At 38.7% G+C, this 17,710-nt stretch carries 13 protein-coding genes, 3 rRNA genes and 2 pseudogenes; all 18 read left to right on the plus strand.

Features of this window, described 5'->3' with window-relative positions:
* Positions 1-48 precede the first annotated feature (48 nt).
* The 18 genes and pseudogenes from F539_RS00465 (at position 49) to F539_RS04050 (ending at position 17,623) form a co-directional block, all read left to right on the plus strand.
* Positions 49-1,488 carry an MPN085 family protein gene (locus tag F539_RS00465; RefSeq protein WP_026088356.1) on the plus strand — a complete coding sequence of 480 codons (1,440 nt, stop codon included), beginning with the start codon at positions 49-51 and terminating at the stop codon, positions 1,486-1,488.
* A 145-nt stretch (positions 1,489-1,633) separates the two neighbouring features.
* On the plus strand, positions 1,634-1,951 hold the full coding sequence (locus tag F539_RS00470) for an MPN086 family protein (protein WP_010874443.1): 318 nt from the start codon (positions 1,634-1,636) through the stop codon (positions 1,949-1,951).
* Between the two features lie 72 nt (positions 1,952-2,023).
* Positions 2,024-2,575 (plus strand): hypothetical protein, encoded by a 552-nt coding sequence (locus F539_RS00475; protein ID WP_017532736.1) that lies wholly within the window; start codon positions 2,024-2,026, stop codon positions 2,573-2,575.
* Positions 2,576-2,622: 47 nt separating this feature from the next.
* Entirely contained in the window at positions 2,623-2,910 is a 288-nt protein-coding gene (locus tag F539_RS00480) for a hypothetical protein (RefSeq protein WP_017532737.1), read from the plus strand.
* A 252-nt stretch (positions 2,911-3,162) separates the two neighbouring features.
* On the plus strand, positions 3,163-3,618 hold the full coding sequence (locus F539_RS00485; RefSeq protein ID WP_017532738.1) for a hypothetical protein: 456 nt from the start codon (positions 3,163-3,165) through the stop codon (positions 3,616-3,618).
* Positions 3,590-3,895, plus strand: coding sequence for an MPN088 family protein (locus F539_RS00490; RefSeq protein ID WP_010874445.1), 306 nt, complete (start codon positions 3,590-3,592; stop codon positions 3,893-3,895). Before F539_RS00485 ends, F539_RS00490 begins: the two co-directional genes overlap by 29 nt.
* Positions 3,896-3,973: 78 nt before the next feature.
* The gene (locus F539_RS04230) at positions 3,974-4,138 is read left to right on the plus strand and encodes a hypothetical protein (protein ID WP_014574870.1); all 165 of its coding nucleotides are present in this window, start codon (positions 3,974-3,976) and stop codon (positions 4,136-4,138) included.
* 116 nt (positions 4,139-4,254) lie between these two features.
* Positions 4,255-5,382: a restriction endonuclease subunit S gene (locus F539_RS00495; RefSeq protein ID WP_053343995.1), complete on the plus strand. Its 1,128-nt coding sequence runs from the start codon at positions 4,255-4,257 to the stop codon at positions 5,380-5,382.
* 154 nt (positions 5,383-5,536) lie between these two features.
* Positions 5,537-6,526 carry an MPN090 family protein gene (locus F539_RS00505; RefSeq protein ID WP_073479250.1) on the plus strand — a complete coding sequence of 330 codons (990 nt, stop codon included), beginning with the start codon at positions 5,537-5,539 and terminating at the stop codon, positions 6,524-6,526.
* Between the two features lie 76 nt (positions 6,527-6,602).
* Entirely contained in the window at positions 6,603-7,019 is a 417-nt protein-coding gene (locus tag F539_RS04390) for an MPN413 family protein (protein WP_010874448.1), read from the plus strand.
* A 445-nt stretch (positions 7,020-7,464) separates the two neighbouring features.
* Positions 7,465-8,583 (plus strand): annotated as a pseudogene (locus F539_RS04400) (MgpC family cytadherence protein); the annotation flags it as partial.
* A gap of 466 nt (positions 8,584-9,049) precedes the next feature.
* Complete coding sequence (locus F539_RS00525; protein WP_014325337.1) at positions 9,050-9,472, plus strand: DUF16 domain-containing protein; 423 nt, start codon at positions 9,050-9,052, stop codon at positions 9,470-9,472.
* 258 nt (positions 9,473-9,730) lie between these two features.
* Positions 9,731-9,937 (plus strand): hypothetical protein, encoded by a 207-nt coding sequence (locus tag F539_RS00530; RefSeq protein WP_015344872.1) that lies wholly within the window; start codon positions 9,731-9,733, stop codon positions 9,935-9,937.
* Between the two features lie 133 nt (positions 9,938-10,070).
* A pseudogene (locus F539_RS00535) lies at positions 10,071-10,790 on the plus strand (adhesin); the annotation flags it as partial.
* A gap of 296 nt (positions 10,791-11,086) precedes the next feature.
* Positions 11,087-12,602: ribosomal RNA gene (locus F539_RS00540) — 16S ribosomal RNA — on the plus strand.
* 227 nt (positions 12,603-12,829) lie between these two features.
* Positions 12,830-15,735: ribosomal RNA gene (locus F539_RS00545) — 23S ribosomal RNA — on the plus strand.
* Positions 15,736-15,772: 37 nt separating this feature from the next.
* Positions 15,773-15,880 (plus strand): 5S ribosomal RNA (gene rrf / locus F539_RS00550).
* Together the 16S, 23S and 5S rRNA genes form the textbook arrangement of a ribosomal RNA operon.
* A gap of 183 nt (positions 15,881-16,063) precedes the next feature.
* Entirely contained in the window at positions 16,064-17,623 is a 1,560-nt protein-coding gene (locus tag F539_RS04050; RefSeq protein ID WP_017532742.1) for an APC family permease, read from the plus strand.
* Positions 17,624-17,710: the final 87 nt, after the last annotated feature.

Here is a 17,710-nt window from a genome sequence, read left to right on the forward strand (position 1 = left end):
AGTTTAATGACTATTTATTTTTAATTAGTCAACAGTGATTTAAATTTTATGCAATTAACTACAAGTCAACAAATGCAAACTAACTTTCTTACTACAAATAAACATCACTTATTGAAATACACCAACGGTTTGATTTGGTGTTGGTGATTATTTGTTATTTCTTTAGTTTTAGCTTCATCGACATTTAGAGGTTTCTTTCTCGGCACTATCAATATTGTGAATTTTGTGTTTTGGATATTAGCACTGATTTTTGGTGTAGCTGTCGCTTTCATTAATGGTGTTTTGAGTAGTGAATTAAAAGAAAATTCAGTTTTTCAAGAAGAACAAAAACGATTCTTCTTGGGCTTTTTCTTTCCACAAATGGCTTTCTGTAATGCGCTTTGACTGAAACTTAAATTAAGCTATCTAAATTCTGAAAGAGAAAACTTATTAGAAAAAATAAAGCAAAAACTAAAGAAGCTTACCTTGTCTGTTTTTGTTGTTTGAGGAATTTATTGTGTTTTAGCAACCTCAATTTATTTACCAAATGCATTAAGAATTTTAAACATTTATCAAATACCTAACTTAATCGCTTTAATAAATAATAGATTGAGTGAAATTTTGCCAGATGGTAACCGTTATTTTTTAGGTCATTCTTCATTCGCTTTTCATTACTATGAAATAGTTTCAAGGATTCCTTTTTTAGTTTTCTTTATTATTCCAACAATAACCTTAATTACTTTAGGTTGCTATTTATTCGCTTACTTAAGGTTTATAAACTCAAATAAGTTAAGAAAACCACTTTCTACTTTATCAATAGTTATCATGCTGACTGATGTTGTGGGAATAATTCAATGAATAATTATTGATATCTTATTAATTTGGCTTAATGTACCCTTTGTTATATTTGTAATTTTTTGAGTAATAAAACTTGTTTTGCCTTTAGCAATGATAGGTACGTTTGTCAGCTCCTTAACTATTTACAAAAAAGTAACAAGCAAAGAATGATTAGCAATAAAAGAAGAACAAATTAATTTAACGACAATGAATATTAATATTAATATGGGAGAGCAATCATCCAAAAACATGAATTCTTTTGAAAATCATGAATCAAATGAACGAAATAGTCTTCAAATTTATCAACAACATTCATCTATGATGTCAGAAACAAAGAGAAAACAAAGTAGCTTAAGTTATGATGCCAGAATTCTTTTACCTAAAAGTCCCTATAACACAAAGAAAACTTTATTTTTAATTATTTTCTTTTCCATTATCTCCTTGATATTGGCAACTATAGGTAGTGTGTTCATTTCTTTTGCTATAGTTCAAATTTCTATACCTTTTTACGTTATAGGTGGAGTTATTTGATTTTTTACTTTTATTTTCTTTATAGTAACTTTTGTAGCAATTGTAAGGTTCATAGCAGAGTACTTCGCTAATAAGTTAAATGCACTTACATGAAAAGTGGATCTTTCTGGACTAGAGATTAAACCTAAGGAAGAAGAATAGTTATTGATTAAATTTGTTATTAAAAACCAAAAATTTAGTTTTTAAATAACTTTCTGTCTCTAAAAAAACGTTATCTTGTAAACTCAAAGATAGTTTCAGATTAGCTTTGCTTGCAAAAGTTTAATCTGTAAAAAGTTTTAATTCTATGGAGTCTGCACTAAACCAAGAGTTTCAAATTGATTTTTGTGTAAAAAACAAAAAACTGTTAAAAATTTTAGCTAACGTTCTTATTGCTTCTTGGTTATCGTTTGTTGTTTTTTTAATCCTAGGTTGTATAGCTATTGATCTTTTTCGATTTGATCTTTATTCCCAATTTTTCTTTAATCACTTAAGTACTTTATCTGCTTTAGCATGAACGTTTTTTGTATTAGCAATACTTTTTGGAGCAGCTACATTAGCCATTAATGGGTTTTTCTATAAAGAAATAAGAAAAAAATCAGCTTTTAAAGAAGATTCTAAATAGTTTCTTTTAGGCATTTTCTTTCCCCAACTTGCTTTTTCCAATGCGCTTTTCCTTAAATTTAAGTTAGCCCATTTGGATTTAAAAAAAGAACTTTTATTTAAAAAAGTAAAGCATAAAATAAAACTAATTAGTTTATTTATTTTTGGATTTTGATCAATTTATGTTGTTTGCATGACTTTAATTTATGTGCCAACTATACTTAATTTAATTGATAGTTTCAATTATTCCGAATCCATCTATAAATGAGTTGACTATTTCTTTCGCCATTTAGAAAGTAGAGATTTTTATTTTAGTAACTTTGGTTTTATATCACTCTTTTTGTTGCTTTTTGTTATTCCAACAATCACTCTCACAACATTAGGTTGCTTTCTATTTAGTTATTTACGGTTCACAGATATAAACAAAATAAAGATACAGATTTACAGCTTGTTAACTGTTTTCATTTTTATTGATGTTTTTGGTTTAGTGGTGTCTGTTCTGTTTGGTTATCTTTTACCTCTTGCTTTTGACTCACTGCCTTTTTCAGTGAATTTAACAAGAGAGGTGTTTTTGTCTTTAGCTATGATAGTCATATTTGCTAACAGTGTCATTTTTACTTTAAGGCAAAAAAGAAATATTGATTAATTAGCGAAAAAGAACGATTAAAGCTTCAAGCAATTGCTAATTTAAATATGGAAAAAGAAACAAAGAAAGATTTATTAAGTGAAGTGAAAAATAGCTTTCATTCTTCTAACAAAAATATTAAAAGCGAAATTATTTTGAAGAACACTTCAGAAAATAATATTTATTTAAGAAGCGATGCGAGAAGGCTTTTACCTAGAATCCCTTATAACACAAAGAGTGCATTATTATTCACCCTTTTATTTGCATTTCTATCTGGCCTTTCTTATGGTCTTGCATCTTTATGTATTAACTTCTCGTTTACTTCGCCACAAATTTTCATTGTCTTAATTTATTAGGGGTTCTTTTCTTTATTGTTGGTCTTGTTTTGGGAATTATTACCTTTATATGATTAATAAGATTCATAGCAGAATACTTTGCTAATCGTTTTTATGCACTTAAATGAAAAACCGATGTTCCTAGTACGTAAAATAAATCGAAGCAATAATTTAAAAATTGTTATTAAAACAGAATTTTAGTTTTTATCTAGATTTCCGTTTCCAAAAAAATGTTTCCTTGTAAATTTAAAGAAGTACTTTAAATAGAAAAAAGTGAAACAGAATTTAAGTAGTAGAGACTTTATTAAAAAGTCAGAAAAAACAGTATCAACTACTGTAAATATAAATACAGAAGCTAGTAGTTATATTGCCAAAAATCTAGAAAACCAAAAGGCAGTTCTTTCAGCAAAGGAATTAGAAAAACAAGAGCTTTTACTAGTGCGCTTAAATGCAGTAAAAAGATTTCCGTGCTATCCATACAATACAAAAAAGGCATTTAATATTTCTGTTTTATTTGTTCTATTAGCTGGTCTATTTTTTACTGCGTCTTATTTCTCTATTTTTTATTCGATTTTTACTAGGTTTAAAGCTTTACTTATTTTCTTAGGAGTAGTTTTTATTCTTATAACTTTCATTATGCTAATTCATTGCTATATATGGTCAGTAAGGTTCAAATCAGAGTACCTTGCTAATCGTATTTATGCACTGAATTTTCAAAAAGGAGCCTAATATAAGTGTTCAACAAAACCCAACAAAAGAAAACGTTAGTGATGTTAGCATGATAGAAATAAATAATTTGACCGCTTTAGAAAGGGATGAAAAAGTAGAAACGGAAGACATTAATACCAATGTAATAGCAAATACTTATACAGTGCAAGCCAATGTTCCAACTGCATTTCAAACCAGTGAAACAAATAGTAATACTGTTACTAACGTCCCAAAATCTCCAGAGTTAATAAGTATTCAAAGATTAGAAAGATTAAAAAATAGGTATACTTTCCTATAATTTTTTTCACTTTTAATTGGCTTCATTTTAGCCATATTACACATTGGAGGCTTTACTTTTGCAGGTGGTATTAATTTATTGGCCTTTTTAAGTTTTATAGATGCAGTTGCTTTTATTTGTTTTATTGTTTTCCTGGTTTTAGCAATTTCTACATCGCGAAGAATTAGAGACTTAGAAATGATGCAACAAATGAAAGAACTTGTTGATAAAAAGCAAGAGACACCAGAGCAAAATAAACAGTAAGTTATTTATTTTTAAGGGTTATTTATTTCTCTTTTTAGGAAATCCATTTGAAATATTTTGCGAATTTAGTTTATTCAATTCAAAAGACTTTTAAAAGAAATTAAACTGTTACTGTCGTGGAGATTAAAACTTACAAAATTAAAGATATTTGTGAAGCTTCACATGGAAGAGAAATAAATACTAAATATCTCCGTGAAAATCAAGGAATTTATCCTGTTTATTCATCAGCAACTTCTAATGAAGGTGAAATGGGCAGAATCAAAACTTACGATTTTGATGGTGAATATGTTACCTGAACTACACGTTGAAGTTATGCCGGTAGCATTTACTATCGAAATGGTAAATTTAGTGCTTCCTCAAATTGTGGAATTTTAAAAGTTTTAAATAAGGAAATAAATCCTAAATTTTTAGCTTATGCTTTAAAAAAAGAAGCAAAAAAATTTGTTAATACAACTTCTGCTATTCCTATCCTTAGAACGCAAAAAGTTGTCGAAATTCCCATTGATTTCCCACCCTTGCAAATTCAAGAAAAAATTGCTACTATCTTAGATACTTTTACCGAGCTAAGCGCCGAGCTAAGCGCCGAGCTAAGCGCCGAGCTAAGCGCCGAGCTAAGAGAGCGAAAGAAGCAGTATGCCTTCTATTGCGATTATTTACTTAACCCAAAAAATTGAAAAGAGGAAAATAAATATTACAAGCTGGGAGAAATAGCTCAAAAAGTTTTAGTAGGTGGTGAAAAGCCTGCTGATTTTAGTAAGGAAAAGAACGAAGTTTATAAATATCCAATTCTTTCTAACAACAGTAAAGCTGAGGAATTTTTGGTTTACAGTAAAACTTTTCGAGTTGAAGAAAAATCCATTACGGTAAGTGCTAGAGGCACAATTGGTGCCGTTTTCTATCGTGATTTTGCTTATTTGCCTGCTGTTAGTTTAATTTGCTTTGTACCTAAAGAAGAATTTGATATAAGGTTTTTATTCCACGCATTAAGAGCCATTAAATTTAAAAAGCAAGGCTCTGCAACAGGCCAGTTAACAGTGGCTCAATTTAAGGAGTATGGTATTCATGTACCTTCGCTGAAAAAACAGAAAGAAATCGCTGCTATCTTAGATCCACTTTACAGCTTTTTTACTGATCTAAACGAAGGTATTCCTGCTGAAATTGAACTGTGCAAAAAGCAATTGGATTACTATCAGAACTTCTTATTTAATTGAGTGCAAAACCAAAAAGCAGCATCAATCCTGTAAGCAAAGAACTTTTTCTCTATGTTCTTTTAGTGCATTTTCTAACTGAAAATATCCAAGTAATTAGTTGTATTTTTCAGAAAGCTTAACTAAAATTCCATTGATTCGGTAGTTTGTTTATTTAAGTATTTGGCCAACATGACCAAATAAATTTTTTATGCAAACTATCTTAACTGATCAAGCTAGCTTCAACATATTAACTAGCAAGAGAAATTTAATTAATAAATTAACTATTACAAACATAGTGCTTTGAGCACTGTTTGTCTTTTGTGCAATAGCCACAGCCTTTTTAGCTATCAGCCATTCTTTTCACAAGAATTTTTCTTTTTTTCTGGAGTCTGGAAATTCAAACAACGAAGGTGAAACAACAACGAAAGTTAATATTCACGTTCTTGTAGCTCAAATATTAACCCCCATTTTTACAGTTTTACTGATTCTTTGTTGAATGGGCAACATCGGGATTAACAGTTTATTGTTCGGTCAACTAAGTATTTGCCAACAATTTCAAAATGAGAAAAAATGATTATTGTGAGCCATCTTTATCCCACAACTCACACTAACTAACTCACTGTTAGTAAGAGAAAAACTGAAGAACATTTTGGATGCAAATAGCAATAGTTCTACTCAAAAGAACAGACTTACTTGATGGATGATTGGCTTTTTTGTTGTTTGATTTATCCAACTTTTTCTAGGTTTCTTAATTTATTTACCAGCTTACAGTGCTGAAGCTCGCTTAAATTTAAATTTATCTTTTTTATCCTTTGCCTTAAATTCACCTTTACCAGTAGGGCACGCAGCCAATGGCTATTTTTTCTTAGGTTTGATTTTTGCATTTATGGATTTAACCATAATAGTACTCCTAGTTATTAGTGGCTTCATCTTGAAGCATTTAATTCAAACTAATAAAACTGAGCACAAAAAATACCAACTAATGTTTTTCTGAACTGCTTTAGCAATTGATGTAATTGGGCTAATTATGACCATTTCATTTATAGTTGTTAGCTTTTCCTTAGAAAAAGGAGATGACTACTTATTAAAAACACCTTTCTTTGGTAGTTCATTGATGGCATTAATTACTATTGCAACGCTTGTAACTACAATCCTTTTATTTATTAGATTTAATAAAAAAAGATTACTTAAAAATTAATAAATAGTTTCCAACACCTACCTCCTCCAAGACCACAACACCCTCACCCCCTACACGCCCTTTACGACACCGCTCAATGGGGGGCTGGATGTTGTGCGCGCCGCCCATTTACACACCTCATACGAACTCGTGGACTGAAAGGTGGGACAGAACAAGTTGGTGGCGCTGGTCCGCTCAGCGTTGGTCAGGGTGAAGTTTCAAGATAGTTCGAGCCAACAAGGCACTGAGAGTAATGGCCAAGACCAAAATGCCCTTAGTTTTGATACCACCAAGTCCCAACAAGCCTTACAGCAAGCTGGCGATCAATCAGGAACTTCATCTAATTCCACCCAAGAAGACTTCGCCAGCTACATCCTCATCTTTAAAGCCGCGCCCAGGGCCACGTGGGTGTTTGAACGCAAGATTAAGTTGGCGTTGCCCTACGTTAAGCAGGAAAGTCAGGGTTCCGACGATCAAGGTTCCAATGGTAAGGGCTCCCTCTACACCACCTTAAAAGACCTCCTCGTCGAACAACCCGTGACCCCTTACACGCCCAATGCGGGGTTAGCCCGGGTGAATGGGGTTGCTCAGGACAAGGTGCATGGGTTGGAGTCTGGGTGAGACAACCAACGTTCCCAAAAAAACCTCACCAACAACCCCGGACCCAAAGCCGTCACCGGCTTTAAGCTCGATAAGGGCCGCGCGTACCGGAAGCTGAATGAAAGTTGACCGGTGTCGAACCCCTCGATTCGACCAAGGCTGGCAAGGGGAAAAGTTCCACAGAATGAAAAACGGAGGAGACAAATGCTAAGAGTGATGCTCCCCTAGCTAATGGTCAGCAAGTGGGGGCTGGAAGTGCTTTTGGTTTACAAGGCAATGGCTCGAACAGTTCGGGGTTAAGACCGCTCTTGAAGCACACCGCCCAAATTAATTTAAGGCAAACCCAAGACAACGCGCAAACTGGTAAATTCTCCAAATACCTCAACACCGCCCAGGCCTTGCACCAGATGGGGGTGATAGTGCCATCTTTGGAAACGTGACCTGGTAAACCAAGTACTGGAATCGCTACCCGTGCTGCTGGTGGTGTTTCAGTCCAAGCAGCGACTCGGCTCGACTTCTACAAATGAAGATCTGCCGAATGTAATAACAAAGTTATACCACACCTCCACGTCCCAACTCGCTTACTTAAATGGCCAGATCGTTGTGATGGGTTCAAACGCGGTACCGAGTTTGTTGTATTGGGTTGTCGGGGAGGACCAGGAATCGGGTCGCGCAACCTGATGAGCCCACACCGAGCTCAACTGGGGCACCGACAAGCAGAAGCAGTTTGTCGAAAACCAGTTGGGTTTTAAAGATGACTCCAATTCGGATTCCAAGAATTCGAATTTGAAGGCTCAAGGCCTCACCCAACCCGCCTACCTCATCGCCGGTCTTGACGTTGTGGCCGACCACCTCGTCTTTGCGGCCTTTAAAGCGGGCGCGGTGGGGTATGATATGAGCACGGAAAACAGTGCTGCCACCAAAGACCAAGCACTCGCCTGGTCGACCACGGCCGGGTTGGACAGTGCTGGGGGGTACAAGGCCTTGGTGGAAAACACGGCCGGCTCAACGGTCCGATTAATGGCTTGTTTACCCTGCTCGACAGCTTTGCCTATGTGACCCCGGTGAGTGGCATGAAAGGGGGTAGTCAGAATAACGAAGAAGTGCAGACCAAGTATCCCGTTAAGGATGATAGTAAGGCTTCCGCCAAAATTGCGTCCTTAATTAATGCCAGCCCACTCAACAGTTATGGGGATGATGGCGTGACCGTGTTTGATGCCCTGGGCCTTAACTTTAACTTTAAGTTGAACGAGGCGCGCTTGCCGTCGCGCACCGACCAACTGCTTGTGTATGGGATTGTAAACGAAAGTGAACTGAAGTCCGCGCGCGAAAATGCCCAATCAACTTCCGACGCTAATTCGAACACCAAAGTCAAGTGAACCAACACCGCCTTGCACTACCTCCCCGTGCCGTATTACTATAGTGCCAATTTCCCCGAAGTCGGTAACAGAAGAAGAGCGGAGCAGCGGAATGGGGTGATAACAATAAAAAGGCCATCTACCCAGAGGTAAGAGGCAGACAGCTCCAAAATATTTTTGACGATTGGAAAACTAACAAAAGCTGTTAGTTTGATGTAGAGGCAAAACTATGAATTTACTAAATTTATTTAAATCAGCGGGAGCAGGCTCGTTTTTTTAACACAAGTCACTCTATCTGCTCCCACTAAATAAATTGAGACAGATTTTCAAAATAGCCAAAAAGTTTGAATATTTTGCAATTTGGGTTTACAACTCCATCTAACTATTAGTAGGAACTTTTACTTTCAAAAAAACTTTTTGGTTTATTTTTGGTGTCTTTACTAACTTAAAGCAATTTAGTTAGTGTAAGCACAAAAACCGTTATGTGTAATGTTTTTATTAATTTAGCAAAACAGCTGAACTTAGTTGGCAGCACTACTGCAAGTTGTAGTTTTCTCAACCTCTTTCAGAAAGGAGTTATTGCTTAATGAAAGAGAAAATTCCGTTTTATAACGAAAAAGAATTCCATGACATGATGAAAAAGACCAAAAAGGGCACTTTTTCGGGATGATACATCATTGACAAAGATAACAAAAGTGTGGAATTCTCTGGCAATTTCAACAGACAATTTAAACTTAACAAACCGGTTATACCAGTGAACACAGAATACGTAACGCGTAAAGAGTTTAATGAGTACAAAGACTCAAACGACCAACGACTTACAAAGATTGAAACCACTTTGGCCGCCCAAGGTGAACAAATAAGAATCCAGGGTGAGCAAATTAAAGAACTTCAAATCGAGCAAAAAGCTCAGGGAAAAACCTTAAAGCTAATCTTGCAAACGCTGCAAAAGATGAGCGATCGTTTGAACAAGATGGATGTTCGTCTAGATAAACTAGAGTCTAAGTAGATATTATTCAAAATAAAGAATACCAGCAATTAGTCTTTAAAAGATAGTTGTTGGTATTTTTATTCATTTAATACTTTCTAAAAACTTTTTGCAATTTTGTTGGCACTTCTCAATAAGCCGGTCAATTTATTTAGTGGAAGAGCAAAATGCAAATCTTTAATTTTTGAAATTGATCAGCAAAGCGTCTGATCCCTGTTGGCAACTTAGTTGAAAGTTTTATTTACTTTCCAAACCTTACAAAGAAAGGAGGATTTAAACATGAAAAAAGTTAAAGCATTAAGGAATCTTTTTCTAGAAAAAGCCGAAGAAAAGCTTAAATACCCCAAAATTGCTTCAATGGTAGCTTACTTTGATCCAAAGGAAGATGGTACTTGTGAATTCATTATGAAAATTAAAACTGTCAATGAAGTTACTGATAACGAAGTAAAAAGCGAGGAAAAGCCTTTAGGCACTTGAAAGAGTTAGTTGATTTTTTGGTCTAAAAAGACATAAATTTACCAACAGTAAGTGTTAAAACTTGCTGTTGGTATTTTTATTCTCCCCCACGCTTTCCCGTTTCTCCACCGGGTTCAACCTCGCGGGGACTGTTTTGGACCAGGTGTTGGATTATGTTCCCTGGATTGGGAATGGGTACAGGTATGGGAATGACCACCGGGGGAGCAACAGTAGTACGAGTGGGGTAACGACCCAGGGACAATCCCAAAATGCATCCAGTAACGAACCCGCACCGACGTTTTCGAATGTCGGCGTTGGTCTCAAAGCCAACGTCCAAGCGACGCTCGGGGGCAGTCAGACGACGACTACCAAGGGTTCGCCTTGAAGAACCCTCGACCCAGCCAACCTCCAGCTCTGAACCGGCGCGGGGTGAAGGAATGATAAGGCTTCAAACAAACAAAGTGACGAAAACCACACCACCTTTAAAAGCGCTACGGGGATGGGCCAGCAGGGACAATCAGGTACCTCCGCGGGGAATCCCGATGCGTTAAAGCAGGATAAAATCACCAAGGAAAACTCGGGCAATCTCAAAACGGAGGATGGTACTGCTACTAATTCGACGACGGCATTCGCGTCGAATTACACCAACCTCCCCCCCACCGCTGATTGACCGAACGCGCTGTCATTCACCAATAAGAACAACGCGCAGCGCGCCCAGCTGTTCCTGCGCGGCCTGTTGGGCAGCATCCCGGTGTTGGTCAATAAGAGTGGTGAAAATAACTAAAAATTCCAAGCCACCGACCAAAAATGGTCGTATGCCGACTTAAAAACAGACCAAACCAAACTCAACCTCCCCGCTTACGGCGAGGTGAATGGGCTAATATTTCTAAAAATTCAGTTTATAAGCAAAACTTATTAGTTAATCAACAGTTTGAAAAAGTTTTATTCTGAACCTATTAAATGTTAATAAAAGTTAATAGAAATAATAAAAAAACTTATGTAAGTATCACGAACACTCTTTTTAAATTCTTAGAAAAATGCACTTTTTTCCACTTTTTATAGCGATTTCTTTTGCATTCTTTAAACATAAATAAAAAGTTTTTCTGTATAATCTTCAGGCTGTTGACAACTCTGTCGACGCCGAAAATGTTCTTTCAAAACTGGATGCAATCTGTCAATTTTTCTGAGAGTTTGATCCTGGCTCAGGATTAACGCTGGCGGCATGCCTAATACATGCAAGTCGATCGAAAGTAGTAATACTTTAGAGGCGAACGGGTGAGTAACACGTATCCAATCTACCTTATAATGGGGGATAACTAGTTGAAAGACTAGCTAATACCGCATAAGAACTTTGGTTCGCATGAATCAAAGTTGAAAGGACCTGCAAGGGTTCGTTATTTGATGAGGGTGCGCCATATCAGCTAGTTGGTGGGGTAACGGCCTACCAAGGCAATGACGTGTAGCTATGCTGAGAAGTAGAATAGCCACAATGGGACTGAGACACGGCCCATACTCCTACGGGAGGCAGCAGTAGGGAATTTTTCACAATGAGCGAAAGCTTGATGGAGCAATGCCGCGTGAACGATGAAGGTCTTTAAGATTGTAAAGTTCTTTTATTTGGGAAGAATGACTTTAGCAGGTAATGGCTAGAGTTTGACTGTACCATTTTGAATAAGTGACGACTAACTATGTGCCAGCAGTCGCGGTAATACATAGGTCGCAAGCGTTATCCGGATTTATTGGGCGTAAAGCAAGCGCAGGCGGATTGAAAAGTCTGGTGTTAAAGGCAGCTGCTTAACAGTTGTATGCATTGGAAACTATTAATCTAGAGTGTGGTAGGGAGTTTTGGAATTTCATGTGGAGCGGTGAAATGCGTAGATATATGAAGGAACACCAGTGGCGAAGGCGAAAACTTAGGCCATTACTGACGCTTAGGCTTGAAAGTGTGGGGAGCAAATAGGATTAGATACCCTAGTAGTCCACACCGTAAACGATAGATACTAGCTGTCGGGGCGATCCCCTCGGTAGTGAAGTTAACACATTAAGTATCTCGCCTGGGTAGTACATTCGCAAGAATGAAACTCAAACGGAATTGACGGGGACCCGCACAAGTGGTGGAGCATGTTGCTTAATTCGACGGTACACGAAAAACCTTACCTAGACTTGACATCCTTGGCAAAGTTATGGAAACATAATGGAGGTTAACCGAGTGACAGGTGGTGCATGGTTGTCGTCAGCTCGTGTCGTGAGATGTTGGGTTAAGTCCCGCAACGAGCGCAACCCTTATCGTTAGTTACATTGTCTAGCGAGACTGCTAATGCAAATTGGAGGAAGGAAGGGATGACGTCAAATCATCATGCCCCTTATGTCTAGGGCTGCAAACGTGCTACAATGGCCAATACAAACAGTCGCCAGCTTGTAAAAGTGAGCAAATCTGTAAAGTTGGTCTCAGTTCGGATTGAGGGCTGCAATTCGTCCTCATGAAGTCGGAATCACTAGTAATCGCGAATCAGCTATGTCGCGGTGAATACGTTCTCGGGTCTTGTACACACCGCCCGTCAAACTATGAAAGCTGGTAATATTTAAAAACGTGTTGCTAACCATTAGGAAGCGCATGTCAAGGATAGCACCGGTGATTGGAGTTAAGTCGTAACAAGGTACCCCTACGAGAACGTGGGGGTGGATCACCTCCTTTCTAATGGAGTTTTTTACTTTTTCTTTTCATCTTTAATAAAGATAAATACTAAACAAAACATCAAAATCCATTTATTTATCGGTGGTAAATTAAACCCAAATCCCTGTTTGGTCTCACAACTAACATATTTGGTCAGATTGTATCCAGTTCTGAAAGAACATTTCCGCTTCTTTCAAAACTGAAAACGACAATCTTTCTAGTTCCAAATAAATACCAAAGGATCAATACAATAAGTTACTAAGGGCTTATGGTGGATGCCTTGGCACTAATAGGCGATGAAGGACGTGTTAACCTGCGATAAGCTTCGGGTAGGTGGTAAGAACCTCAGATCCGGAGATTTCCGAATGGAGCAATCCGGTAGTTGGAAACAGCTATCATTAATTGATGAATAAATAGTCATATTAAAGCAATACGTGGTGAAGTGAAACATCTCAGTAGCCACAGGAAAAGAAAACGAATGTGATTCCGTGTGTAGTGGCGAGCGAAAGCGGAACAGGCCAAACTTATCATTAGATAGGGGTTGTAGGGCTTGCAATGTGGACTTGAAAACGATAGAAGAAGCTGTTGGAAAGCAGCGCGCAAAAGGGTGATAGCCCCGTATTTGAAATTGTTTTCATACCTAGCGAGATCCCTGAGTAGCTCGGAAAACGTTATTTTGAGTGAATCTGCCCAGACCATTGGGTAAGCCTAAATACTAATTAGTGACCGATAGCGAAACAGTACCGTGAGGGAAAGGTGAAAAGAACCCAGAGATGGGAGTGAAATAGATTCTGAAACCATATGCCTACAACGTGTCAGAGCACATTAATGTGTGATGGCGTGCGTTTTGAAGTATGAGCCGGCGAGTTATGATAGCAAGCGTTAGTTAACCAGGAGATGGGGAGCTGTAGCGAAAGCGAGTTTTAAAAGAGCGTTTGTTTGTTATTATAGACCCGAAACGGGTTGAGCTAGTCATGAGCAGGTTGAAGGTTGAGTAACATCAACTGGAGGACCGAACCGACTCTCGTTGAAACGATAGCGGATGACTTGTGATTAGGGGTGAAATTCCAATCGAAATCCGTGATAGCTGGTTCTCGTCGAAATAGCTTTAAGGCTAGCGTGAGATCACAAATAAGTGGAGGTAAAGCTACTGAATGTATGATGGCGCCACCTAGGCGTACTGAATACAATTAAACTCTGAATGCCATTTATTTTATTCTCGCAGTCAGACAGTGGGGGATAAGCTTCATTGTCAAGAGGGGAAGAGCCCAGATCATTAAATAAGGTCCCCAAAATATACTAAGTGGAAAAGGATGTGAAAGTGCTAAAACAGCAAGGATGTTGGCTTAGAAGCAGCCATCGTTTAAAGAGTGCGTAACAGCTCACTTGTCGAGTGTTTTTGCGCCGAAGATGTAACGGGGCTAAGTATATTACCGAATTTATGGATAAGATTTATATCTTGTGGTAGACGAGCGTTGTATTGGAGTTGAAGTCAAAGCGTGAGCATTGGTGGATCCAATACAAGTGAGAATGCCGGCGTGAGTAACGCTTGGGAGTGAGAATCTCCCAAACCGATTGACTAAGGTTTCCTGGACCAGGGTCGTCCTTCCAGGGTTAGTCTGGACCTAAGCTGAGGCTGAAAAGCGTAGGCGATGGACAACAGGTTAATATTCCTGTACTTACAGTTAGACTGATGGAGTGACAAAGAAGGTTTTCCACCCCCATAATTGGATTTGGGGATAAATCATAAGGTGGTACAATAGGCAAATCCGTTGTGCATAACATTGAGTGATGATGTCGAGTGAATGAGTGATCAAGTAGCGAAGGTGGTATTAATCATGCTTTCAAGAAAAGCTTCTAGGGTTAATCTAGCTGTAACCAGTACCGAGAACGAACACACGTAGTCAAGGAGAGGATCCTAAGGTTAGCGAGTGAACTATAGCCAAGGAACTCTGCAAATTAACCCCGTAAGTTAGCGAGAAGGGGTGCTTATGTAAAAGTAAGCCGCAGTGAAGAACGAGGGGGGACTGTTTAACTAAAACACAACTCTATGCCAAACCGTAAGGTGATGTATATGGGGTGACACCTGCCCAGTGCTGGAAGGTTAAAGAAGGAGGTTAGCGCAAGCGAAGCTTTTAACTGAAGCCCCAGTGAACGGCGGCCGTAACTATAACGGTCCTAAGGTAGCGAAATTCCTAGTCGGGTAAATTCCGTCCCGCTTGAATGGTGTAACCATCTCTTGACTGTCTCGGCTATAGACTCGGTGAAATCCAGGTACGGGTGAAGACACCCGTTAGGCGCAACGGGACGGAAAGACCCCGTGAAGCTTTACTGTAGCTTAATATTGATCAGGACATTATCATGTAGAGAATAGGTAGGAGCAATCGATGCAAGTTCGCTAGGACTTGTTGATGCGAAAGGTGGAATACTACCCTTGGTTGTGTGCTGTTCTAATTGGTAACTGTTATCCAGTTTCAAGACAGTGTTAGGTGGGCAGTTTGACTGGGGCGGTCGCCTCCTAAAAGGTAACGGAGGCGTACAAAGGTACCTTCAGTACGGTTGGAAATCGTATGTAGAGTGTAATGGTGTAAGGGTGCTTGACTGTGAGACATACAGGTCGAACAGGTGAGAAATCAGGTCATAGTGATCCGGTGGTCCAGTATGGAATGGCCATCGCTCAACGGATAAAAGCTACTCCGGGGATAACAGGCTGATACTGCCCAAGAGTTCATATCGACGGCAGTGTTTGGCACCTCGATGTCGACTCATCTCATCCTCGAGCTGAAGCAGGTTCGAAGGGTTCGGCTGTTCGCCGATTAAAGAGATACGTGAGTTGGGTTCAAACCGTCGTGAGACAGGTTGGTCCCTATCTATTGTGCCCGTAGGAAGATTGAAGAGTGTTGCTTCTAGTACGAGAGGACCGAAGCGAGGACACCTCTTATGCTCCAGTTGTAGCGCCAGCTGCACCGCTGGGTAGTAACGTGTCTATTAGATAAACGCTGAAAGCATCTAAGTGTGAAACTATCTCAAAGATTAATCTTCCCATTTCGCAAGAAAGTAAGAGCCGTCAAAGACGATGACGTTGATAGGTTACAGGTGTAAGCATAGTGATATGTTGAGCTGAGTAATACTAATTGCTCGAGGACTTATTGGAAGCCTTTGGTAGGAAATACGCAGGATTGTCGTTTTTGTTTGGTGCCCATGTCGCTGTGGAAACACCTGGTTCCATTTCGAACCCAGCAGTTAAGCACAGTGGAGCCGAATGTAGCTGTTTCAGTGAGAATAGGAAAGCACCAAGCGTCAAGAAGATAAAAGAGACTTAGGCCTATGCCTAGGTCTTTTTTATTGTTTTGGTAAGCCAAAATAGTCCATTTTATAGCTGTTTTTACTTTGCGAAAAAAACAGAAAACTCCAAGCAATCAATTAAAGCTTTGAGATAATTAAAGGCTTTGGTACTAGTCAAAACCAAAGCCGATTTTTTCATGAACCAACAATTAAATACCACCAGGAAAAGTACAGCTGCTAGGGGCAGAATGGGACTTGTTGGTGGTATTTTACTCGTCATTGGTACCTGCATAGGGGCAGGTATTTTCTTTAAGAGTGAACGGGTGTTGCAAAACATGGGCGGAAACACCACTTTAGCCTTACTGGTGTGGTTAATGGCAGGGATTACCGTGATCTTAATGGGGTTGGCGCTGGTTGAAATTACTGCTAAAGCAGCCTTTGATGACTTGGCATTATTGTCATGAACACAAAAGTTTACCAATAACACCTTTTACAAGGCCTGTAAGCGCTTTTTAATCTGGATTTACTTGCCCACTACCTTCTTCTTTATGCCGTTGTATTTGGTGCAATCACTCCAAGATGGTTTGCGTGGTTTTGGGGTCGCCAACCACTTCAATACACCACATGATTGGGCCATTTGAATGGTCATAGTGCTGTTGATTAACCTGTGATTTTTCTTTACGAGTGGTCTTAGTGTTAAGTGAACCAGTGTGCAGAATGTCGTGCTATTATTGCTCAAAGTAATTCCCCTAATAGCAGTGGTTATTTTAGCGCTGTGATTGGGTGCAAGTGCTGAACAAATGGAACGCCAACCAGTGGTTCCAGTCAAAGATTTTACTGCCATTTTACCCTTCTTTGGTTGGTTTAGTGCTATGGGCGCGATTTTCTTTGCTTTTGATGGTTTTTACGTGTCAGCAGCAGCGAAAACGCAGTTGAAAAAACCAAAAAAATTACCGCAAGTAATGTTGTTGGGCTTAGGGATTGTGGTACTGATTTACAGCTTAATTGCACTAAGTGTGAGTTTAACCACACCTAACGGTGCCTTTTCGGGACTTGGTGATTGGTTAAAGCACAAAAAGCTTGGTTGATTCTTTGGCGTGCTCAATCTCTTAATAGCGCTTGGAGTAGCTGGGATTATTAACGGTTTTGTAATGTGAACGGGAAAGTTAACCCAAAGCTTAATTAAATCAGGAGAGTTGTGGGTACCTGATAAGTGTAAGCTCTGTTTAAATAAGCCCAAGCCAGTAGTGGGTTTAATCCATGCAGGGATTTTGATGGTGTTAACTACCGTAGCACTTTCTAGTTTAGGTGGTTTGTTGTACTTACCTAAAGTTAATGCTTCCTATGACGGCAAGGGCTTTAAATCAATGGGGTGCTTACTGGAGTTTGCTGACTTAATTGCCACTTGGACTAGTGTCGGGATCTTTTGGTTCTTGGGCTTAGTTTTACTGGGTGGTTTATTGCAAATCAAGAAACCGAAGCGGTGGTATTTTAGAACAACGGGTTGGCTAGCTGTAGTAGTGATTGGTCTCACTACTTTAGTGGTCATGGTGCAACCGTTTGTAGATTTAGGAATAGCAGTGTTTAACCGTAGTTATGAACGGATTGTGGCTAACACTATTTTGATTGCTATTCTTGTGATAATTGTTTTAGTAATGTTCTTTCCAACCGAACCAATTAAGCTAAGACTTTGACGCAAACGAATCCAAGCCATGGAAGCGTGCGGTGAGGATTGTGACGCTTGCGTGGAGTATTAACTAAAACTATAAAAAATAAAACTGGATAACCAAGCATGTAATATGAACAAGTTAAAGCGGCATAGTTAATTTGCGCTTAATTTCTTT

Origin of the sequence: Mycoplasmoides pneumoniae FH, assembly GCF_001272835.1 — a bacterium.
GTDB classification, from domain to species: domain Bacteria; phylum Bacillota_I; class Bacilli_A; order Mycoplasmatales; family Mycoplasmoidaceae; genus Mycoplasmoides; species Mycoplasmoides pneumoniae.